General features: G+C 63.7%; 26 protein-coding genes and 1 riboswitch. Of the genes, 22 read left to right on the top strand and 4 right to left on the bottom strand.

Going from position 1 to position 20,432, the window contains the following annotated elements; all coding sequences use genetic code 11:
• The first annotated feature begins 13 nt into the window (after positions 1-13).
• From GR138_RS18990 to GR138_RS18975, 4 genes are all read left to right on the top strand, one after another.
• Entirely contained in the window at positions 14-274 is a 261-nt protein-coding gene (locus GR138_RS18990) for a hypothetical protein (protein WP_160860836.1), read from the top strand.
• A gap of 19 nt (positions 275-293) precedes the next feature.
• Positions 294-1,478 carry a YcaO-like family protein gene (locus tag GR138_RS18985; protein WP_338091118.1) on the top strand — a complete coding sequence of 395 codons (1,185 nt, stop codon included), beginning with the start codon at positions 294-296 and terminating at the stop codon, positions 1,476-1,478.
• Positions 1,475-2,182 carry a TfuA-like protein gene (locus GR138_RS18980; RefSeq protein WP_160860834.1) on the top strand — a complete coding sequence of 236 codons (708 nt, stop codon included), beginning with the start codon at positions 1,475-1,477 and terminating at the stop codon, positions 2,180-2,182. The genes GR138_RS18985 and GR138_RS18980 overlap by 4 nt, the downstream gene beginning before the upstream one ends.
• Before the next feature lie 115 nt (positions 2,183-2,297).
• Entirely contained in the window at positions 2,298-2,522 is a 225-nt protein-coding gene (locus tag GR138_RS18975; RefSeq protein ID WP_160860833.1) for a hypothetical protein, read from the top strand.
• Positions 2,523-2,728: 206 nt separating this feature from the next.
• On the opposite strand, the gene GR138_RS30835 is transcribed toward GR138_RS18975, so the two are convergent.
• The gene (locus GR138_RS30835; RefSeq protein WP_276508799.1) at positions 2,729-2,854 is read right to left on the bottom strand and encodes a hypothetical protein; all 126 of its coding nucleotides are present in this window, start codon (positions 2,852-2,854) and stop codon (positions 2,729-2,731) included.
• Here GR138_RS30835 and GR138_RS18970 point away from each other — a divergent pair.
• The 9 genes from GR138_RS18970 (at position 2,853) to GR138_RS18930 (ending at position 10,193) form a co-directional block, all read left to right on the top strand.
• On the top strand, positions 2,853-3,290 hold the full coding sequence (locus tag GR138_RS18970; protein WP_160860832.1) for a YqaA family protein: 438 nt from the start codon (positions 2,853-2,855) through the stop codon (positions 3,288-3,290). The two genes, GR138_RS30835 and GR138_RS18970, sit on opposite strands and share 2 nt — an antisense overlap.
• 53 nt (positions 3,291-3,343) lie before the next feature.
• Positions 3,344-3,889 carry a sigma-70 family RNA polymerase sigma factor gene (locus tag GR138_RS18965; protein WP_160860831.1) on the top strand — a complete coding sequence of 182 codons (546 nt, stop codon included), beginning with the start codon at positions 3,344-3,346 and terminating at the stop codon, positions 3,887-3,889.
• Positions 3,876-4,649, top strand: coding sequence for an anti-sigma factor family protein (locus tag GR138_RS18960; protein ID WP_160860830.1), 774 nt, complete (start codon positions 3,876-3,878; stop codon positions 4,647-4,649). The genes GR138_RS18965 and GR138_RS18960 overlap by 14 nt, the downstream gene beginning before the upstream one ends.
• A 28-nt stretch (positions 4,650-4,677) precedes the next feature.
• A complete protein-coding gene (locus GR138_RS18955; protein ID WP_160860829.1) occupies positions 4,678-5,394 on the top strand; it encodes a Bax inhibitor-1/YccA family protein in 717 nt (238 codons plus the stop codon).
• A gap of 211 nt (positions 5,395-5,605) precedes the next feature.
• Positions 5,606-5,722, top strand: a riboswitch (TPP riboswitch).
• A gap of 93 nt (positions 5,723-5,815) precedes the next feature.
• On the top strand, positions 5,816-7,639 hold the full coding sequence (gene thiC, locus GR138_RS18950; RefSeq protein ID WP_160860828.1) for a phosphomethylpyrimidine synthase ThiC: 1,824 nt from the start codon (positions 5,816-5,818) through the stop codon (positions 7,637-7,639).
• A 2-nt stretch (positions 7,640-7,641) separates the two neighbouring features.
• Positions 7,642-8,622, top strand: a complete 981-nt coding sequence (thiO, locus tag GR138_RS18945; protein WP_202402724.1) for a glycine oxidase ThiO — start codon at positions 7,642-7,644, stop codon at positions 8,620-8,622.
• Complete coding sequence (gene thiS, locus GR138_RS18940; RefSeq protein ID WP_069060992.1) at positions 8,619-8,816, top strand: sulfur carrier protein ThiS; 198 nt, start codon at positions 8,619-8,621, stop codon at positions 8,814-8,816. The genes thiO and thiS overlap by 4 nt, the downstream gene beginning before the upstream one ends.
• Before the next feature lies 1 nt (position 8,817).
• The gene (locus GR138_RS18935) at positions 8,818-9,591 is read left to right on the top strand and encodes a thiazole synthase (protein WP_160860826.1); all 774 of its coding nucleotides are present in this window, start codon (positions 8,818-8,820) and stop codon (positions 9,589-9,591) included.
• On the top strand, positions 9,588-10,193 hold the full coding sequence (locus GR138_RS18930; RefSeq protein ID WP_160860825.1) for a thiamine phosphate synthase: 606 nt from the start codon (positions 9,588-9,590) through the stop codon (positions 10,191-10,193). The genes GR138_RS18935 and GR138_RS18930 overlap by 4 nt, the downstream gene beginning before the upstream one ends.
• On the opposite strand, the gene GR138_RS18925 is transcribed toward GR138_RS18930, so the two are convergent.
• Positions 10,194-11,027 carry an amidohydrolase family protein gene (locus GR138_RS18925; protein WP_160860824.1) on the bottom strand — a complete coding sequence of 278 codons (834 nt, stop codon included), beginning with the start codon at positions 11,025-11,027 and terminating at the stop codon, positions 10,194-10,196. It abuts the gene before it with no gap.
• A 152-nt stretch (positions 11,028-11,179) separates the two neighbouring features.
• Between GR138_RS18925 and GR138_RS18920 the strand changes: the two genes are divergently transcribed.
• Positions 11,180-11,389 (top strand): TOBE domain-containing protein, encoded by a 210-nt coding sequence (locus tag GR138_RS18920; protein ID WP_160860823.1) that lies wholly within the window; start codon positions 11,180-11,182, stop codon positions 11,387-11,389.
• Here the strand turns inward: GR138_RS18920 and tsaA are convergent.
• A complete protein-coding gene (tsaA, locus tag GR138_RS18915) occupies positions 11,386-11,907 on the bottom strand; it encodes a tRNA (N6-threonylcarbamoyladenosine(37)-N6)-methyltransferase TrmO (protein ID WP_160860822.1) in 522 nt (173 codons plus the stop codon). The two genes, GR138_RS18920 and tsaA, sit on opposite strands and share 4 nt — an antisense overlap.
• 129 nt (positions 11,908-12,036) lie before the next feature.
• Between tsaA and GR138_RS18910 the strand changes: the two genes are divergently transcribed.
• Both GR138_RS18910 and GR138_RS18905 read left to right on the top strand, forming a co-directional pair.
• A complete protein-coding gene (locus GR138_RS18910; protein WP_160860821.1) occupies positions 12,037-12,594 on the top strand; it encodes a PadR family transcriptional regulator in 558 nt (185 codons plus the stop codon).
• Complete coding sequence (locus GR138_RS18905) at positions 12,594-12,881, top strand: DUF2218 domain-containing protein (protein WP_160860820.1); 288 nt, start codon at positions 12,594-12,596, stop codon at positions 12,879-12,881. Before GR138_RS18910 ends, GR138_RS18905 begins: the two co-directional genes overlap by 1 nt.
• Here the strand turns inward: GR138_RS18905 and GR138_RS18900 are convergent, their stop codons facing one another.
• Complete coding sequence (locus GR138_RS18900) at positions 12,882-13,763, bottom strand: helix-turn-helix domain-containing protein (RefSeq protein WP_160860819.1); 882 nt, start codon at positions 13,761-13,763, stop codon at positions 12,882-12,884.
• Positions 13,764-13,855: 92 nt separating this feature from the next.
• Here GR138_RS18900 and GR138_RS18895 point away from each other — a divergent pair, with 92 nt between their 5' ends.
• The 6 genes from GR138_RS18895 to GR138_RS18870 all read left to right on the top strand — a co-directional run bounded on the left by GR138_RS18895 (position 13,856) and on the right by GR138_RS18870 (position 20,430).
• Entirely contained in the window at positions 13,856-15,415 is a 1,560-nt protein-coding gene (locus GR138_RS18895) for a 4-hydroxyphenylacetate 3-hydroxylase N-terminal domain-containing protein (RefSeq protein WP_160860818.1), read from the top strand.
• Positions 15,416-15,425: 10 nt separating this feature from the next.
• The gene (locus GR138_RS18890) at positions 15,426-15,938 is read left to right on the top strand and encodes a flavin reductase (protein ID WP_160860817.1); all 513 of its coding nucleotides are present in this window, start codon (positions 15,426-15,428) and stop codon (positions 15,936-15,938) included.
• A gap of 73 nt (positions 15,939-16,011) precedes the next feature.
• The gene (locus GR138_RS18885; protein WP_160860816.1) at positions 16,012-16,398 is read left to right on the top strand and encodes a 5-carboxymethyl-2-hydroxymuconate Delta-isomerase; all 387 of its coding nucleotides are present in this window, start codon (positions 16,012-16,014) and stop codon (positions 16,396-16,398) included.
• 10 nt (positions 16,399-16,408) lie between these two features.
• Positions 16,409-17,926, top strand: coding sequence for a 5-carboxymethyl-2-hydroxymuconate semialdehyde dehydrogenase (gene hpaE, locus GR138_RS18880; protein WP_160860815.1), 1,518 nt, complete (start codon positions 16,409-16,411; stop codon positions 17,924-17,926).
• A 60-nt stretch (positions 17,927-17,986) separates the two neighbouring features.
• The gene (hpaD, locus tag GR138_RS18875) at positions 17,987-18,967 is read left to right on the top strand and encodes a 3,4-dihydroxyphenylacetate 2,3-dioxygenase (protein WP_160860814.1); all 981 of its coding nucleotides are present in this window, start codon (positions 17,987-17,989) and stop codon (positions 18,965-18,967) included.
• A gap of 62 nt (positions 18,968-19,029) precedes the next feature.
• Positions 19,030-20,430, top strand: coding sequence for a pyridoxal phosphate-dependent decarboxylase family protein (locus GR138_RS18870; RefSeq protein WP_160860813.1), 1,401 nt, complete (start codon positions 19,030-19,032; stop codon positions 20,428-20,430).
• Positions 20,431-20,432 lie beyond the last annotated feature (2 nt).

Raw genomic sequence — 20,432 nt, 5'->3', positions numbered from 1 at the left:
AGGGAATCGTGACATGGCAAGAATCGTTGTGCTGGGTTTGCAGGGAGAAAACGGGCTTTGGGTGGTCGATCTCGACGCCGGCACCGTCGCAACACTGCCAACGCCCACGACAGGCGCGTTGAAAGATGCAGACGACCTGCGCAAGGCTGGCGCGACAGTCATCAAGGGTGTCAACCTGGCAGCGCTTGCCACGTCGCTGGACGCCGCATCCGGTGGATACATGGACGCCGATGGCGGCTACATGGACACGGACGGCGGATATATGGACAAGTGAGCGTCCAAAGGATCGCTCTGTGACGACCTACTCGGACCGCATCTGCAGTCCCGAGCAGACCTGGAGCCGGATCGAGGCGCTGTTGCCTCGGTTCGGCGTCACACGCCTCTCCCGCCTGACCGGCCTCGACCGGATCGGCATTCCGGTCTGGAACGCCGTCAGCCCGAATGCCCGTTCGATCGTCATCAACCAGGGCAAGGGCATCACCGACATAGACGCCAAGGTTTCCGCCGCCATGGAAGCGCTGGAGCGGGCCATTGCCGGCGAGCCGCTCGTTGCGACGCGGCGCGCGGCGCGGCGCGATTTCGCGTGCACTGGCGAGACCTGCCTGCCGCTCGATATCTTCATCGCCGCCAAACAACCATTCCTGACGGAAGACGAAACCCTCGACTGGCTTGTCGGTCATGATATCCGTACAGGCGAACGCGTCTGGGTGCCGCGCGCGGCCGTGTGCCTCGACAGGACCGACACCAAACCACGCTTCTGGCAATCCTCTGACGGCCTCGCCTCCGGCAACAGCGAGACCGAAGCCATCCTGCACGGTCTGCTCGAACGCATCGAGCGCGATGCCGACCGCCTCTGGCGCCTGTCGCCCCGCGCAAAACGGCTCGCCACCGCCATCGACCCGGCAAGCTTCGGCGACCCCGTCGTCGATGCCCTGGCGGCCCGCATCCAGCAGGCCGGGCTGGAGCTGCGCCTTTTCGATATTACCAGCGACATTGCCATCCCGACCTTTGCCGCCGTGCTGGGCGATACCGGCCTGTTGGCAAAGAAACAACCGCTCTTCCACGACGCGACCATCGGCTACGGCACGCATCCGGTCGCCGCGCGGGCCATGATCCGGGCGCTGACCGAAGTCGCCCAGTCACGCCTGACCTATATCAGCGGTGCGCGGGACGATCTTTTTGCGGAAACCTTCACCCGCACCCTGGCGCCGGAAACACTTGCCCTCTTCGAATCACGCCCCGGTCCGGCAAAAACCTACACCGCGCCGCAGGGCGACGCCGCCACCCTCCTTGCCTATTGCCTGGAACAACTCGCAGCGGCCGGGATAGCGCAGGTCGTCGCCGTCCCCCTCAGCGACGCCACCCTTCCGGTTTCGGTGGTCAAGGTGATCGCACCCGCTCTCGAAAACCCGGAAGGAGCGCGGCGCCATGCCCTCGGGTCGCGCGCCCTGTCCCACATGCTGTTCGGCACCTCATGAACGTTCTCTTCGTCGGCCCCAGCCTTCCCGATGCGGCCGCATTCTGCGGCGATGCGATCCATGTCCGCCCACCCGCCGCGCATGGCGACGTGCTCGCCGCGGTGCGGGACGGCGCAACGGCGATCGGCATCGTCGACGGCAATTTCGAGCATGTGGCGCCCGTCTGGCACAAGGAAATCCTCCATGCGCTCGATCAGGGCGTGGCAGTTTTCGGCGCGGCCAGTATGGGCGCCTTGCGCGCCGCCGAATGCGATGCATTCGGCATGGTCGGTGTCGGGCGCATCTATCAGGATTATGCCACCGGCCGTCGGGTCGATGATGCGGACGTCGCTCTTCTGCACGGCCCCGCCGAACTCGGCTATCCGGCACTTTCCCTTCCGCTGGTCAATGTCGATGCCACGCTGGACCGGGTGGAGGGGCTTGATAAGTCTGCGATATTAATGTTTCGCGATATTGCCGCAGCGCTGTTTTACAAGGACCGGACCTGGCCTGCGATCATCAAGGCCGCCGGAAAGACGGAAGACCGCGATCGCATCCTGCAACTTCTCCATGCAGCGACCGTGAACCAGAAGCGCGAAGACGCGCTCGCCCTTGTCCGCGCCCTGGTGGATTTCTGCCCTCAAACCCCTGCAAAACGCGGAAACTGGTCGTTCAGGGCAACGACGCTTTGGCGGTCCGTCGCCGATCAACCACAAACGCAATAGAACGTGCAATTTCCCATTCCGCGTGTGTCACGCTTGAGTCACGCGCAGAACCCAAGAGTCACGCCTATACTCGCTGCAGGGGTACAGAGTGAGCGTTGCTCCGGGGGCATTGAACATGAACATCGACACTATTGATATGGAAGACCGCGGTACGGAATTGCTGGCGCTGGCGCGGCTCGTCGCCTTTGCACTGGAATCCGCCAAGTCGCTTGATGCCGAAGTCGTGGAATTCTGCCTGGACAAAGCACTGAGGGCGGTGCTGGACCAGATCGACGAACCATCGCGCATGATGCTGACATCCAGCGACATCACGCTGATGAACCGTTCGGCACTCTGCTGAGCGACGAGATCGGCCGGTCCGCCGGCCGAAGCCAAGCCGCCGTCCTCCTCCGCGGCGCTGATCGCGCGCGCGGCCCGTACCTGCGGGCCGCCGCCGATCTTCGAGATCCATAGCCGAGCAGGCCGTTCGCCCAGCCCGCAGGCTGGAAATGGCGATCCGGTCTTTTCCCGGCAGCCTGGAACCGTTACGCAGGAGCCGCGAGACGGCTATTCGGCGCCTGGAACGGAGAACGGCATGTTGGATCCCACGACCATCATCTTCGGCAGGGCAATCCACGCCCTGGCACCTCCGCCATGTGCACGGATGAAGATGCGCCGGTCGGTATAGGCCATGAGCGCTTTCGCAGCCTATGGCAGTCTCTTCCTCGCCGCGTTCGTCGCCGCAACCATCCTGCCCGCCCAGTCCGAGGCCGTGCTCGCCGGCTTGCTGGCCGCCGGCCAGCATTCACCGACGATCCTGGTTCTCGTCGCCGGCATCGGCAATGTGCTCGGCTCCGTCGTCAACTGGCTGCTCGGCCGCAGTGTGGAGCGCTTCCGCGACGCGCGCTGGTTCCCCGTCAGCGCGAAAAACCTCGACCGTGCAGGACACTGGTATCGCCGGTATGGCTGGTGGAGCCTGCTTCTGAGCTGGTTGCCGTTCATCGGCGATCCGCTGACGGTGGCCGCCGGTATCATGCGCGAACCGTTCCCGCGTTTCCTGCTCGTCGTCTCCATCGCCAAATTCGGCCGCTACATCGTGCTTGCAGCGCTCGTCCTGCATTGGCTCTGAATTTTTTTCAACGGTGATGGAATGGGCACCACCCGGCGCTCGTATATTGGGACATGAACGGAAAGACACCCGGCTTCAACGTGATCGGACAGCTTGCGGCGCTTCGGCGCTATGCGCTCTCGCTCGTCCGCAATCCGGACGATGCGGAAGACCTGGTGCATGACGCGCTGGTGAAGGCCTATGAGCGCCAGTCGACCTTCCGCACCGGCGCGAATGTGCGCAACTGGCTGATGTCGATCCTGCACAACGCGCATATCGACCGGCTGCGCCAGCGGCACTCGCAAAAGCGCCGCCATGACGCCGCAGCCGAGGTGGCGGAAACCTCCGTGCCGGCAAACCAGGACCATTCGGTTCGCCTCACGCAGTTGCGCAACGCCTTCTTCTCCCTGCCGGAGGAGCAGCGCGAAGCCCTGCACCTCGTCGCCATCGAGGAGCTTTCCTACCAGGAAGCGGCCGACACGCTCGGCATCCCGGTCGGCACGCTGATGTCGCGCGTCGCTCGCGCCCGCCAGCGGCTGCGCGCCTTTGAACAGAACGGCGCTGCGGCGCCGGTCACGCATCTCAGAATCGTCGGAGGCACTGGCGATGACCAGCAATGATCCCATCCTCGAATCCGATCTCAACGCCTATGTCGACGACCAGCTCGCCGTTGGCCGGCGTATCGAGGTGGAAGCCTATCTGTCTGAACGGCCGGAGGTCGCCGCCCAGATCATGAAGGATCTTCGTGTGCGTGACGAACTGCGCCTTGCGCTCGCCGAGCACCGCACGGTGACCCGGCAGGCAACACGCGAAGCCGCGCGCCTGCTCGAACGCGCACTGTCGCGCCGCCGCATTTTCTCCGTCTTCCGCCGTGCCGCCACCATTGCGCTCTTTGTCGCCGCCGGCTGGACCGCGCATGCGACGCTTGGGCCATTCGGCGCAACGCAGGTCATTGCCTCAACACCGCCGCCGGCCTTTGTCGAAGAGGCGGTCAGGGCGCACAAGACCACGCTGCTGCGCGACACAATGGCCTCCCAACCGGAAACCGAGATCTTCGATCCGGCCGAAATCCGCTCGGCGACGGCCATTGTGCTGCCGAACCTGCCGAAGGGCTGGACAGTGGTCGACACCCAGGTCTTCCCCTCCGCCTACGGCCCGAGCGTCGAATTGGTGCTCGAACCGCGCAAGGATGAACGCCTGTCGCTTTTTGCGGTGCGCCCCGGCTCGTTTGCCGTGCAGCACGTCCTGCTCTTCCACGCCGACAATGCCCGTGCCGCCTACTGGCAGATCGGCGACGTCGCCTATGCGCTGGTGTCGGAAAGCCTTAAGGCCGACGACCTGGCGGAAACCGCGCGAGACCTCTCGCGCACGCTTTACTGATCAACCGTTCCACCGAAGGAGACCCATGATGGAACCCGTACAACAGCGATTTGGCTATGGCGCGCAGGCGCAGTCGGCCGCCCTCTTCGACGAGGGCCTGCGCAAGCACATGCTGCGCGTCTACAACTACATGGGCGCAGGCCTGGTCATCACCGGCCTCGTCGCCTTCATCGTCGGCTCGACGCCAGCCCTCTACGTGCCGATCTTCTCCTCACCGCTGAAGTGGGTGGTGATGCTGGCGCCGCTCGCCTTCGTCTTCTTCTTCTCGTTCAAGATCCAGACGATGTCGGCCGGCACGGCGCAGATGATGTTCTGGGCCTTCTGCGCCGTCATGGGCCTGTCGCTCGCCTCCGTGTTCCTCGTCTTCACCGGCACGAGCATCGCCCGCACCTTCTTCATCGCCGCCACGATGTTCGGCACGACGAGCCTTTACGGCTACGTGACGAAGCGTGACCTGTCGAAGTTCGGCTCGTTCCTGATCATGGGTCTGATCGGCGTGGTCATCGCCTCGATCGTCAACATCTTCCTCGGTTCGAGCGCGCTGCAGTTCGCGATTTCCGTGATCGGCATCCTCGTGTTCGTCGGCCTCACCGCCTGGGACACGCAGAACATCAAGGAACAGTATGCGGAAAACATCGACCAGGAATCGCAGCAGAAGATGGCCGTGTTCGGTGCGCTTTCGCTCTACCTGAACTTCGTCAACATCTTCCAGCTGCTGCTGAATTTCACCGGCGAGCGCGAATAGTTTTCGCTATGAATTCAATGGCGACGGCGGGGTAAAACCCCGCCGTTTCTGTTTGTCGGAGGCACATACTCCACCCTCAACGTCATTCTCGGGCTTGACCCGAGGATGACGGAGGAAAGGTCCCGCGCTCCATTTTTTGCACAGCAAAAAGTAAGTAAAAACTTACATATTTTACCGTGTTGACAAATCGCCCCCGAGCGTCTTTGCTTAAGGCATTCACCAGGGGGGTCCCGACAAGGGGCTGAGATTCTGCTGGCTTTCGCAGCGCAGTGACCCGTTGAACCTGATCCAGTTCATACTGGCGTAGGGACGGTGCAAGCGCTGTTTTGGCTCGTGGTCCGATATCCGGATTCCGTGTCGGCGTCTTTCCATCATTCCGGCTCTAGGACTGGGTCTCCAACTTTGACCTTGGAGCCTCACGATGAATATTGCCGCTCAAAAGCTTACCCCGACCGTTACCACCGGCGCCCTGCCCGCCTCGCGAAAAATCCACATTGCCGGCGAACAGCACCCGCATATCCGCGTGCCGATGCGCGAGATTTCCCTACATCCGACCTCCGGCGAACCGCCGGTCGTCGTCTACGATGCCTCCGGCCCCTATACCGATCCCAACCATATCGTTGCCATCGAGGCCGGCCTGCCGCGCCTTCGCGAAGCCTGGGTTGCCGCCCGCGGCGATACGGAAGGTTATGAGGGCCGCCACATCCGTCCGGAAGACAACGGCTTTGCGACAGGCGAACGGCTGACGCCGGAATTCCCCGTCCGCAACCATCCCCGCCGGGCGACCGATGGCAAGGCGGTGACGCAGCTTGCCTATGCCCGTGCCGGCATCGTCACGCCGGAAATGGAATTCATCGCCATCCGCGAAAACCTCGGCCGCAAGGCGGCAAAGGAGGCGCTTCCCCGCGACGGCGAGAGCTTTGGCGCGCACATTCCGGATTTCGTGACGCCGGAATTCGTCCGCCAGGAGGTCGCGAGCGGTCGCGCGGTCATCCCCGCCAACATCAACCATCCGGAAGCCGAACCGATGATCATCGGCCGGAATTTCCTGGTGAAGATCAACGCCAATATCGGCAACTCGGCCGTCACCTCGTCCATGGCGGAAGAGGTCGAGAAGATGGTCTGGGCGATCCGCTGGGGTGCGGATACGGTCATGGACCTGTCCACCGGCCGCAACATCCACAACATCCGCGAATGGATCATCCGCAATGCGCCGGTGCCGATCGGCACGGTGCCGCTCTACCAGGCGCTGGAAAAGGTCAACGGCATTGCAGAAGACCTGACCTGGGAGGTCTATCGCGACACGCTGATCGAGCAGGCCGAGCAGGGCGTCGACTACTTCACCATCCATGCCGGCGTACGTCTTCCCTACATCCCGCTCACCGTCAACCGCGTCACCGGCATCGTCTCGCGCGGCGGCTCGATCATGGCAAAGTGGTGTCTTCATCACCACAAGGAAAGCTTCCTCTACGAGCATTTCGAGGAAATCTGTGACATCTGCCGCGCCTATGACGTCACCTTCTCGCTGGGCGACGGCCTGCGTCCCGGCTCGATTGCCGACGCCAACGACGCCGCGCAATTCGCCGAACTGGAGACGCTTGGCGAGCTGACGCAGATCGCCTGGGCGAAGGACTGCCAGGTCATGATCGAAGGCCCCGGCCACGTGCCGATGCACAAGATCAAGGAGAACATGGACAAGCAGCTGAAGACTTGCGGCGAGGCCCCCTTCTACACGCTTGGCCCGCTGACGACGGACATCGCGCCCGGCTACGACCACATCACGTCGGGCATTGGCGCGGCGATGATCGGCTGGTTCGGCACGGCCATGCTCTGCTACGTCACGCCGAAGGAACATCTCGGCCTGCCGGATCGCAACGACGTGAAGGTCGGCGTCATCACCTACAAGATCGCCGCGCATGCCGCCGATCTCGCCAAGGGCCATCCCGCGGCAAAACTGCGTGACGACGCGCTGTCGCGCGCCCGTTTCGAGTTCCGCTGGGAGGACCAGTTCAACCTCTCGCTCGACCCGGAAACGGCGCGGTCCTTCCACGACGAGACATTGCCCAAGGAAGCGCACAAGGTCGCGCATTTCTGCTCGATGTGCGGCCCGAAATTCTGCTCCATGCGCATCTCGCACGATATCCGCGCCGAGGCGCAGAAGGAGGGGCTGGAGGCGATGGCCGCAAAATTCCGCGAGGGTGGCGATCTCTACATGCCGCTCGGCAACACACCCGCTGGAGAATGACCATGCGCATCCTCGTCAAGGGGGCCGGCGTTGCCGGCCTGACGGTCGCCTGGCAGCTTTATCGCCACGGCTTCGACGTCACGATCGCAGAGCGCGCCGGAAAAGTCGGCACCGGCGCCTCCGGCTTTGCCGGCGGCATGCTGGCGCCGTGGTGTGAACGGGAAAGTGCGGAGGAGCCTGTGCTGACGCTTGGCCGCTCGGCCGCCGATTGGTGGGAGGCGGCATTGCCCGGCCATGTCCAGCGCAAGGGAACGCTGGTCGTGGCCGGCGGGCGCGATGCCGGCGAACTGGACCGCTTTGCCGGCCGCACGAGCGGCTGGGAATGGCTGGACGATGCCGGGATTTCGGCGCTTGAGCCGGATCTCGCCGGGCGTTTCCGCAAGGCCCTGTTCTTCCGGCAGGAGGCGCATCTCGATCCGCGCAAGGCGCTTTCCGCGCTGACCGCGGGCCTGGAGGAAGCCCGCATGCGTTTCCTCTTCGGCGCAGCCGGCGCGCCAGAGCGCTACGACCGGGTGATCGACTGCACGGGGGCGGCCCGGATCGGCCGCATCCCGAACCTTCGCGGCGTGCGCGGGGAAATGCTGTCGCTGGAAAGCGACGAGATAACCCTCTCCCGCCCCGTCCGCCTGCTGCATCCGCGCCATCCGATCTACATCGTGCCGCGCGAGAAGAGCCGCTTCATGATCGGCGCGACGATGCTTGAAAGCGAGGATGCCGGCCCCGTCACCGCCCGCTCGCTGATGGAATTGCTCAATGCCGCCTATGCGCTCCACCCGGCGTTCGGGGAAGCGCGGCTGGTGGAAACGGGGGCAGGCGTGCGCCCTGCCTATCCCGACAACCTGCCGCGCATGACGGAAGACGGCGACACAATCCACGTCAACGGCTTCTACCGGCACGGCTTCCTGCTGGCGCCGGCCATGGCGGGCGAGGTCGCGCGGCGGCTTCTTGCAGAGCAGAGACAACCGGAAAGGCGGGCATCATGACCTTCATCATCAATGGCGAGGAACAGCAGGTTGCGGCCGCGACGCTCGCCGACCTGCTCTCCACCCTCGACTACGAGGGCGAATGGCTGGCGACGGCGGTGAACGGCGAGCTGGTGCACCGCGAAGATCGCGCCGGCTTCACGCTTGGAGACCGCGACCGCATTGAAATCCTCTCGCCCATGCAGGGAGGCTGATATGCTGAAACTCTACGATATCGCGGTTCAATCCCGCCTGTTGCTCGGCACCGCGCGCTTTCCGTCCCCCGCCATTCTGGCCGAGGCGGTGCGGCGCTCCAAAACGGAAATCGTCACCGTCTCGCTGCGCCGGGAAACGTCCGGCGGCAAGGCAAGCGGCGCCTTCTTCGACCTTATCCGCGAGCTCGGCGTGCGCGTGCTGCCCAACACCGCCGGCTGCCATAGCGTTCAGGAGGCCGTGCTGACGGCAAAGATGGCGCGCGAGGTCTTTCGCACCGACTGGATAAAGCTGGAGGTGATCGGCCATCACGATACGCTGCAGCCCGACGTCTTCGGCCTCGTCGAGGCGGCGCGCATCCTCACAGCCGAGGGCTTCCAGGTCTTTCCCTACACGACCGACGACCTCGTCGTGGCGGAAAAGCTGCTTGAGGCCGGCTGCCGGGTCTTGATGCCCTGGTGCGCGCCGATCGGTTCGGCGATGGGTCCGGTCAATCCGATGGCGCTGCGCACGTTCCGGGCACATTTTCCGGACTTGCCGCTGATCGTCGACGCCGGTATCGGCCGGCCCTCGCACGCCGCCCAGGTCATGGAACTTGGCTACGACGCCGTGCTGCTCAACACCGCCGTCGCGGGTGCCGGCGATCCGGCCAGCATGGCTGAAGCCTTTGCCCTTGCCATCGAAGCCGGCCGCCTCGCCCACTCTGCTGTCCCGCTCGAACCGCGCGACATGGCCGTTCCCTCCACTCCCGTTATCGGAAAGGCCGTCTTCTCATGAAGCTCGACCCATTCTACCTCATCGTCGACAGCGCCGACTGGATCGAACGCCTCGTGCCGGTCGGCGTGAAACTCGTGCAACTGCGCATGAAGGATTTGCCGGAGGATCGGCTGCGCACGGAAATCCGCCGCGCGAAAGCAACCTGCACGCAATACGGCTGCCAGCTGATCATCAACGACTATTGGCGGCTCGCCATCGAGGAAGGCTGCGATTGCGTGCATCTCGGGCAGGAAGATCTGGCCACGGCTGACGTCGCCGCCATCCGCGCCGCCGGTATGAAGCTCGGCCTCTCCACCCATGACGGCGCCGAGCTTGAGACCGCACTGGCGGAAAAACCCGACTACGTGGCGCTGGGGCCGGTCTGGCCGACGATCCTGAAGAAGATGAAGTGGGCGCCCCAGGGCGTCGAGCGGCTGAGAGACTGGAAAACCCGCATCGCCCCCCTTCCCCTCGTCGCGATCGGTGGCCTCAACCCGGATCGCCTGTCCGCCGTCTTCGAAAACGGCGCCGACAGCGCGGCCGTGGTGACCGACATCACGCTCAATGCCGACCCGGAGGCCCGCACGCGCGAATGGATCGAGCGCACGGCACGCTGGCGCTGATCAAAGCTTCCAGAGTCGCTTGGCATTGTCCGCAAAGACGCGCTGCTTGTCCTCCAGGCTGACGCCGGAGAGCAGCGCATGCGTCGCGCCGATCCAGGTGGAGAGCCCGCCGCCGAGCGTGCAGACGGGCCAGTCGCTGCCCCAGGCCATGCGGTCGAAACCGAAGTTCTCCGCCACATGGGCGAAATAGGGTTTCAGGTCCTCGAGCGTCCAATTTTCCGCGCCATAGGCCGGAATGCCGGAAAGTTTCACCGTCACGTTCGGCCGGCGCGCGATCTCGGAGACCGGCCCTTTCCACACGTCAAAACCACCGGCCTTGATATCCGGCACGCCGCAATGGTCGAGCACGAAGGAAACATCGGGGGCGAGGTCGGCCAAGGCAATCGCCTTTTCGATCTGGTGCGGCAGAACGCACAGATCGAAATTGAGCCCCGTACCGGCAAGACGCCTGATATTCTCGCGGAAAAGCGCGCCCTCGGACACATCATCCGGCACGACATGCAGCACGCGGCGGAAACCGCGCACGAAGGGGGTCGCGAGGACCCTGTCGAGATAGGCCGGAAAATCCGGCGATTCCGGCCGGCAGGAAGCGATGGCCCCGGCAAGCAGGCTGCCGTCCTCCCGCGCCAGTGCCTCGACCATCTCCGTTTCTCGCGGAATGTCGCTCTCCGCGACATCGACTTCCATATGCAAGGCGGCGACGATGCCGACCCTGCGCGCTTCCTGCGCATAGATCTTCTGCGTTAAATCGGCATCGAGCGGCGGCACGCTGGCGAGCCAGGGATAGGAGAGCCGATCCCGATAGATGAGATGCAGGTGCGTATCGATGATCATGCGGGTCTCCTCCGAATGCGATGGAGACTGCCACAGAAGAATGATCCATTCAAATACGAATTGGACACATCGTCTTCAGCGCGAAAAACCCGATGCGACCTTCCAAATCGGTGCAGGGCCGCTACCTTCTCTCCCATCACAGGAGAAACCGGATGAAGATCAGCGCACGCAACCGCCTCAAGGGCAAGATCGTCGAAGTCATTCTCGGCGCAACCACCGCCCATGTCCGTATCGATGTCGGCGGCTCGATCATTACCGCCGCGATCACCAATGATGCGGTAAACGATCTCGGCCTTGCCGCCGGGCAGGAGGCCTATGCGGTGATCAAGGCGTCCGACGTGATGGTCGCCATCGACGATTAATCGTCGATCTTCTTGCACATATGCACCTGGCCCGTCTCGAAATCCCCCTTCTGGGGCGGCGCGATGGGTTTGAACAGCGTGCGGTCCGGCTTCAGGTCGATGAGCGGCGTGCCGTCGAGGCAATCGAGGCCGCGCACGAAGAGCCGGTTCCCCTCGATCTTCTCCAGGGCGACGATCGACGTGCCGATCGGGTTGGGCCGGACGGGCGAGCGCAGGGAAAAGGTGCCGTGCACCTCGCCGTTCGAGGCCGGGCTTTGCAGCACTAGGTCGCGGCGCGACTGGTGCAGCCAATAGAGCACTTCGAGCCGCTCGAAACGTTCGACGCCAGCAAGGGCCTGCACCCAGGGCTCGAAGATTTCGATCGTGCAAACCGGCCCGTCAGATCGCCCCTGCCGCGGCGTTTCCATGCGCGAGGTCCATGGCGTCGAAATCCGGCCGATGAAGACGAGTTCCGCATCCACGGTGGCTGGTGGTGTGACCACGACCTCGTTTTGACGAATTTCGTTCAGCCGGACCATACAAATCTCCATCGCTATATCCTTCAAAATACGACGATAGCGGCCCGCAAAAACTTTTTAAAGATATAAATCTCGATATATCTTGATTTTCGATATATCGAGATTTATATCGGAACCATGAGACACAGAATGGGATGCGGCCCTTACCGCCACTTTTCACCGCCCGACGACCGTTCGGGTTCCCACCACCGCGGCCGGCACCACGGCCCTGGCCGGGGCGGCCGTCACGGCGGACGCCTGTTCGACTATGGTGAACTGCGCCTGCTGCTGCTCGCCATCATCGCCGATGCGCCGAGCCACGGCTATGAGCTGATCAAGACCGTCGAAGATCGTTTTGGCGGCAGCTACAGCCCGAGCCCCGGCGTCATCTACCCGACGCTCTCCTGGCTCGACGACATGGGCTATGCCGCAATCGAACCGGCAGAAGGCGGGCGCAAGCGCTACAGCATCACGCCCGAAGGCAAGGCCTTCCTCGCCGCCAACAGGGCCGCGATCGACGACCTCATGGCCCGTGCCGGCAAGGGACCCGGCGGGCGCGAAGGCGTACCGGCCCCAGTCGTGCGCGCCATGGAAAACCTGAAACTCGCCATGCGGCTGCGCCTGCGCGGCGGAGACCTGAGCGAAGAGGCAGCGGAAGCCATTGCCGCCGCGCTCGATCTTGCCGCCAAGACCGTGGAGAAGAGCTGATGACCACTGCCAGCAAGACCGCCATCCTCACCGAGCATGCCAGCCGCTACCTGCAGCAGCTCTGCAAGCACTTTGCCCACAAGCGGCCGGTAACCTTCGACGAACAGGCCGGAGAGATCTCCTTCTCGGTCGGCGATTGCCGCTTGAAGGCGGACGGCAGCGCACTGCACATCGACCTAACCGCGCCTGGCGTGGAGGAGATGGAGCAGTTGAAGGACGTGGTCATCCGCCACCTCGTCCGCTTCGCCTTCCGCGAGGAACTCGCCGTCGACTGGCAGGACGCCTGATCAGCCGTCGCCGGTGGCTTCCGAATTCTGCCGGCGCCAGTCGGTTGGCGAAAGCCCCATGCGCTTGCGGAAGAAACGGGAAAAATAGGCCGGGTCCTCGAAGCCGATCTCCCGGCCGATATCCTCTATCGGGCGGATGGTGAAGCGAAGCAGCCGCTTGGCCTCCAGCAGCCGCCGCTCCAGCACCATCTCCTTCACCGTCTGGCCGAAGACGGCACGCGCCGCCTTGTCGAGCAGATGCGGCGTCGTCACAAGCCGCTCGACATAGTGCCCGACCGGCCAATCTTCCCGGTAGTGACGGTCGATGGCGCGCCGCAACTCCAGCCCCAGCGCCACCACGGGCGACGCCGCCTCGAAGCCGACATTGCCGCCGAGCCGGGCCATCAGCGAAAGCACGGCGCCGACGAGGCTTGCCAGCATGCGCTCGCTCGCTGTCGCACCGCCGCGATATTCCTCCATCACCATGTCGAGCAGCACAGCGATCCGGCGCCAAACCGGCGCATCCGCTTCGCCGGTAATGAGCACCGGTGTATCAAGCGTCAGATCGACCTGCGCCGCCATGGCCCGCAGCAGGTCGTCCGAAATCGAAACGACGATGGCATCCGACTGTTCGCCGACCGCGAATCCATGCACCACATTGCTCGGTACGAAGCTGATCGCCGGAGCGGAAAAATTCCAAGTGCGATCCTCGATCTGGTAGCGCCCTTCTCCCGTGAACCAATAGGTGATCTGCCCCATCAGAGGGTGCTTGTGCGGCGCGACGCGGCCGAAATGCAAGCTCTTGCGCTCCATGACGGTTTCGACATGCAGGAAGCCGACATCGAGTACGCGGCTCGGCTCGCCATAGACGAAGAAAGTGGGGACGTCGCTGCGATCCGTCATACCGGAAAAAGTACCAGCGAATTGCCCGGTTTGTCCATGGCCACGCCCGCCTCCCCGACTTAGCGTTCGTCAGGATTTTGAGGAGGATCACCATGCGTGCGGAAGACCATCGTAGCGACAAGACCCGGCCGTTCACCGGCGCCGAATATCTCGCCAGCCTCCGAGACGGGCGCGAGGTCTATATCAACGGCGAGCGCATCACCGACGTCACCAGCCATCCCTCGATGCGCAATTCGGCGCGCTCCATCGCCCGCATGTACGACGCGCTGCACGATCCGAAGCGTCAGGAACGGCTGACGTCACCGACCGACACCGGCTCCGGCGGCTACACGCACAAATATTTCCGCGTGGCCCATTCCTCCACCGATCTCGTCGCGCAGCAAGGCGCCATCGCCGACTGGGCGCGCATGTCCTATGGCTGGATGGGCCGCACGGCGGATTACAAGGCCGCGCTGATGAACACGCTCGGGGCGAACGCCGACTGGTACGGGCCATTCAAGGACAATGCGCTTTCCTGGCACAAACGCGCGCAGGAAAGCGTGCTCTTCATGAACCACGCCATCGTCAACCCGCCGATCGACCGCCACAAGCCGGCCGATGCGGTGAAGGACGTTTTCGTGCATATCACCAAGGAAACGGATGCCGGGATCTACGTCTCCGGCGCCAAGGTCGTCGCAACCTCCTCGGCACTGACGCACTACAACTTCCTCGCCCAGAGCTCGGCGACCGTCACCGAGGACCCGTCGCTGTCGGTCATGTTCATCCTGCCGATGAATGCGCCGGGCGTGAAGATGTTCTGCCGCACCTCCTATGAGCAGACCGCCAGCACCGCGGCGCACCCCTTCGACTATCCGCTTTCTTCGCGCTTCGACGAGAACGACGCGATCCTCGTGCTCGACAACGTCTTCATTCCCTGGGAAGACGTGCTGGTGCTGCGCGACGCGGCCAAAATCCTCTCCTTCCATCCGGCCTCCGGCTTCATGCACGGCTATTGTTTCCAGGGCTGCACGCGGCTTGCGGTGAAGATGGATTTTCTGGCCGGCCTGCTCGCCAAGGCCCTGCGCGCCACCGGCGGCGATGCCTTCCGCGGCAACCAGGCGATGCTCGGCGAGGTGATCGCCATCCGCCACCAGTTCTGGTCCTTCTCCAACGCCATGGCCTACAATCCCATCCCCTGGGCGAACGGGGCAGTGCTGCCGAACCTCGAAGCCGCACTTTGCTATCGCACCTTCATGTCGGAGGCCTATCCGAAGGTCATCGACATCGTGCGCCGCACGGTCGCCTCCGGCCTCATCTACCTGCCCTCCTCGGCCAGGGATTTTTCCAATCCGGAGATCGACCGTTATCTCGCGCAATATGTGCGCGGTTCGAACGATATGGGCCATATCGAGCGCATCAAGATCATGAAGCTCTTGTGGGATGCGACCGGCACGGAATTCGGCGGGCGCCATGCGCTTTACGAGCTGAATTATGCCGGTGCGCCGGAGGAGGTGCGGCTGCAGGTGCTGAAGGGCGCCGAGCGGGGTGGTCGGCTGAAGGAGATGGAAGCCCTCGTCGACCAGTGCATGGCCGATTACGACGAGAGTGGCTGGACCGGCGACACCTGGCTGCCGCCGCAAGGCAGCGACGCTGTCCGCGATGCGGCCGAATGAGGGCCGCGCCATGGAGATCCATGTCTCGAAAACCGAATTTCGCAACGCGATGGCGCGGGTCTGCGCGCCCGTCAATGTGATCACCACCAAGGGAGAAGCCGGCCGTGGCGGCTTCACTGCCACGGCCATGTGCTCGGTGACGGACGAACCGCCGACGCTGCTCGTCTGCATGAACAGCCGGTCGGCGCAGACGCAGCTGTTCATCGAAAACCAGCGCTTCTGCGTCAATGTGCTGACGCAAGAGCACAAGGCGCTCGCCGCCTCCTTCGCGGGGCAACAGACGGACATGGCGGCGCGTTATGCCGATGCCGACTGGACGGACCTGCCCTCGGGCAATCAGGCGCTGGCGGACGCCATCGTCTCCTTCGATTGCCGGCTGACGGACGCCCGGCTCGTCGGCACCCACAACATCTTCATCGGCGAGGTGGTGGACATCCGATGCCGGCGCGACGGGCATGCGCTCCTCTATTTCGATCGCAACTACGTGCATGTGCCGACGCAGACAGGGAGCTTTGGCGGCTGACACGCGACAGAAGCCTCTTGACAAACGGAAATATATTTAACACGTTAAATAAAAAGCCGCACCGGGAGGAACGATGCCGCACCTGATCGTCGAATATTCGGCCAATCTCGAAGGCCGCACCGATCTCGACGCGCTCTGCGCGGCACTGCTGGAAACGGTGCTCGAAACCGGCCTTTTCGAGATCGGCGCACTGCGTGTGCGGGCGCTTCGCGCCGATCACTACGCGATTGCCGACCGGCTGCCGCAAAACGCCTTTGTCGACCTCAACTTCCGGATCGGCAAGGGCCGTAGCGCGGAAGAGAAGAAACGCACCGGCGAGGCGCTCTTCGCCACGGCGAGCCGGCTGCTCGCCCCCCTCTTCGAGACGCCGCACTTCGCGCTTTCGCTGGAAATCCGCGAGATCGACGCGGAACTGAGCTGGAAGAAGAATGCCATTCATCCGCGCCTGCGCGGCAAGTAACGGGACTCCCATGACGAAACTTCAGGAAAACATCGCGAAGGCGGAGGCCTATCTCGCCCGCTTCAAGCAAAACGGCGTGCTGAACCGCATTGCCGGCGAGGACGTGCCGGCTGCGGATGGCGCAACCTTCGAGACCATTTCTCCCGTCGACCTGAAGCCGCTTGCCAAAGTGGCACAGGGCAAGGCCGCCGATATCGACCGCGCCGCCAGGGCCGCCAAGGCCGCCTTCGCCGACTGGGTGGCGATGCCGGGCGATGCGCGGAAAAAACTGCTGCACAAGATCGCCGATGCCATCGTTGCGCGTGCCGAAGAGATCGCCTTCGTCGAGTGCATGGATACCGGCCAGTCGCTGCGCTTCATGGCCAAGGCCGCGCTGCGCGGGGCGGAGAATTTTCGCTTCTTCGCCGATCGCGCGCCGGAAGCGCGTGACGGTAAGACGCTGCGCACCGAGGGGCAGGTCAACATGACGACCCGCGTGCCGATCGGTCCGGTCGGCATCATCACCCCGTGGAACACGCCCTTCATGCTCTCCACCTGGAAGATCGCACCGGCGCTCGCGGCGGGCTGCACCATCGTACACAAGCCGGCCGAGTTTTCGCCGCTGACCGCGCGCCTGCTCGTCGAGATCGCAGAAGAGGCCGGCCTGCCGAAGGGCGTGTGGAACCTTGTCAACGGTTTTGGCGAGGACGCCGGCAAGGCGCTGACCGAACATCCGTTGATCAAGGCGATCGGCTTCGTCGGCGAAAGCCGTACCGGTTCGATGATCATGAAACAGGGTGCCGACACGCTGAAGCGCGTGCATTTCGAACTCGGCGGCAAGAACCCCGTCATCGTCTTCGCCGATGCTGACCTGGAACGCGCGGCCGATGCCGCCGTCTTCATGATCTATTCGCTGAACGGCGAGCGCTGCACCTCCTCCTCCCGCCTGCTGGTGGAAGAGAGCATCTACGAGACGTTCACCGCGCTGGTCGCGGAAAAGGCCAAGCGCATCACGGTCGGTCACCCGCTCGATCCCGAAACCGTCGTCGGCCCGCTCATCCATCCGGTGCACGAGAAAAAGGTTCTGGGCTATATCGCGATCGGCCGGGAGGAAGGTGCTACGGTCGCCGCCGGTGGTGAAAAATTCGAGGGACCTGGCGGCGGATGCTACGTCTCGCCGACGCTCTTCACCGGCGCAAACAACGCCATGCGCATTGCGCAGGAGGAAATCTTCGGCCCGGTGCTGACCGCCATTCCCTTCAAGGACGAGGCGGACGCTTTGGCGCTCGCCAACGACGTCCAGTATGGCCTCACCGGCTATCTCTGGACGGCGGACGTCACGCGTGCCTTCCGCTTCACCGATCATCTCGAGGCCGGCATGATCTGGGTGAATTCGGAGAATGTGCGCCACCTGCCGACGCCCTTCGGTGGGGTCAAGAATTCCGGCATCGGCCGCGACGGCGGCGACTGGTCCTTCGACTTCTATATGGAGACGAAGAACGTCGCCTTCGCCACAAGCGCCCACGCCATCCCGAAACTCGGCGGCTGATCGCCCAAAGACAAGACTGCGCCCGTCCTCGTTTGCCGAGGCGGGCTTGAGGAGGACCCCATGCCCGTACCCCAGCCTAATCTCTACCCGCCCTTCAACATCATCCGGCTCAGCCACGTCGAGTTCGGCGTCACCGACCTCGCAAAATCCCGCGCCTTCTACGTAGATACGCTCGGCCTGCAGGTGACGGACGAGACGGCGGACACGATCTACCTGCGCGCCATGGAAGAACGCGGCCATCATTGCATCGTGCTGAAGAAATCGGAGAAGGCAGAAGCCCGCGACCTCGGCTTCAAGGTGTTCGACGACGAAGACCTCGACAAGGCGGTGCATTTCTTCAAGGGCAAGGGCCTGCCGGTGGAATGGATGGAGCGCCCCTACCAGGGCCGCACTTTCCGCACACGCGATCCGCACGGCATTCCGCTGGAATTCTACACGAAAATGGACCGCCTGCCGCCGATCCACCAGAAATATGCGCTCTATCGCGGCGTCAAACCGCTACGCATTGATCATTTCAACTGCTTCTCGCCGAATGTTGACGACAGCGTCGCCTTCTACAACGAGATCGGTTTCCGCGTGACGGAATATACCGAGGATGAAGAAACGGGCCGGCTCTGGGCGGCCTGGACACATCGCAAGGGCGGCGTGCACGACATCGCCTTTACCAACGGTCGCGGCCCGCGCCTGCACCACACCGCCTTCTGGGTGCCGACGCCGCTCAACATCATCGACCTGCTCGACCTGATGGCGACGACCGGCTGGGTCGCCAATATCGAGCGCGGCCCCGGCCGCCACGGCATTTCCAACGCCTTCTTCCTCTACATTCTCGATCCGGACGGCCACCGTATCGAGATCTACTGCTCGGACTACCAGACGGTGGACCCGGACCTCGAACCGATCAAATGGGACCTGAAGGATCCGCAGCGCCAGACACTGTGGGGGTCTCCGGCGCCGAAATCCTGGTTCGAGCACGGCAGCCTGTTTGCCGGCACCGAGGTCTCGGAATCGCAACTCAAGGCGCAGCCGATCATCGCCCCCTGACGGGCATTGCAATCGGGCGCCCGAGCGCCGAGAAGAGTGCAACGCCGTCAAGGGAGTGAGACATGGACAGCGAAGAATTCCGCCAATGGTCGCGTACGGTTGCCGATTGGGGCGCCGACTATCGCGCTGGCCTGCGCGAACGGCCGGTGCGCGCGCAAACCAAGCCGGGCGACATCATCAAGCAGATCGCCGATGCGGCTCCGGAAGCCGGCGAAACGATGGAGACGATCTTCGCCGATTTCGAGCGCATCATTCCCGATGGCCTCACTCATTGGCAGCATCCGCGCTTCTTCGCCTATTTCCCGGCCAATGCCGCGCCGGTCTCGGTGATCGCGGACTATCTCGCGACCTCCGTCGCGGCCCAATGCATGCTCTGGCAGACCTCACCGGCCGGAACGGAACTGGAAACCCGCGTGGTCGACTGGCTGCGTCAAGCGCTCGGCCTGCCGGATGCATTTTCCGGCGTCATCCAGGATTCCGCTTCGACCGCGACGCTCGCCGCCGTGCTGGTGATGCGCGAAAAGGCGCTCGACTGGAAGGGCAACAGCGAGGGGCTTTCCGCACACAAGGCCGTGCGCGTCTATGCCTCGAAACAGGTGCATACGTCCATCGACAGGGCGATCTGGATATCAGGCATCGGCGAGGCGAACCTCGTGCGCATCCCGACCAAAGGACCGTTGAACGGGATGGATCCGGTGGCACTCGACGCCGCGATCAAGGCCGACCTTGCCAGCGGCCACATCCCGGCCGGCGTCATCGCCTGCACAGGCGGCACGTCGATCGGCGCCTGCGACCCGATCCGCGACATCGCGGCGGTCGTGAAGACCCATGGCCTGTACCTGCATGTCGATGCCGCCTGGGCGGGCTCCGCCATGATCTGTCCGGAGTTCCGGACGCTCTGGGATGGTGTCGAGGCGGCGGATTCCATCGTGTTCAACCCGCATAAATGGCTCGGTGCCAATTTCGATTGCTCGGTGCAGTTCATCCGCAGCCCCGCCGACCAGGTGCGCACACTGGCCATCCAGCCGGAATATCTGAAGACCCATGGCCATGATGGCATCATCAACTATTCCGAATGGTCGGTGCCGCTCGGCCGCCGTTTCCGCGCGCTGAAACTGTGGTTCCTGCTGCGCTACCACGGGCTCGAAGGCCTGCGCACAATGATCCGCAACCATGTGACGTGGTCGGAGGAACTGGCGAAGCGGCTGGCCGCCGAGCCGGATTTCGAGATCGTCAGCGAACCGGTGCTCTCGCTCTTCTCGTTCCGGCACAAGGGTGGCGGGGACGAGCACAACATCGCATTGGTCAACGCCATCAACGATGACGGCCGCATCTACCTGACGCAGACGCGCGTCGACGGCAAAATCGCCATCCGCTTCCAGGCCGGCCAGTTCGAGATGACCCGCGACGACGCCGACACCGCCTTTTCGGTGATCACCGAGATCGCCCGCAGAGTAAAGTAGGA

This window comes from Shinella kummerowiae (assembly GCF_009827055.1).
In the GTDB taxonomy this organism is placed as follows: Bacteria; Pseudomonadota; Alphaproteobacteria; order Rhizobiales; family Rhizobiaceae; genus Shinella; species Shinella kummerowiae.
Note: the sequence above shows the minus strand (reverse complement) of the source record. Positions and strands in the feature narration are given on the sequence as shown.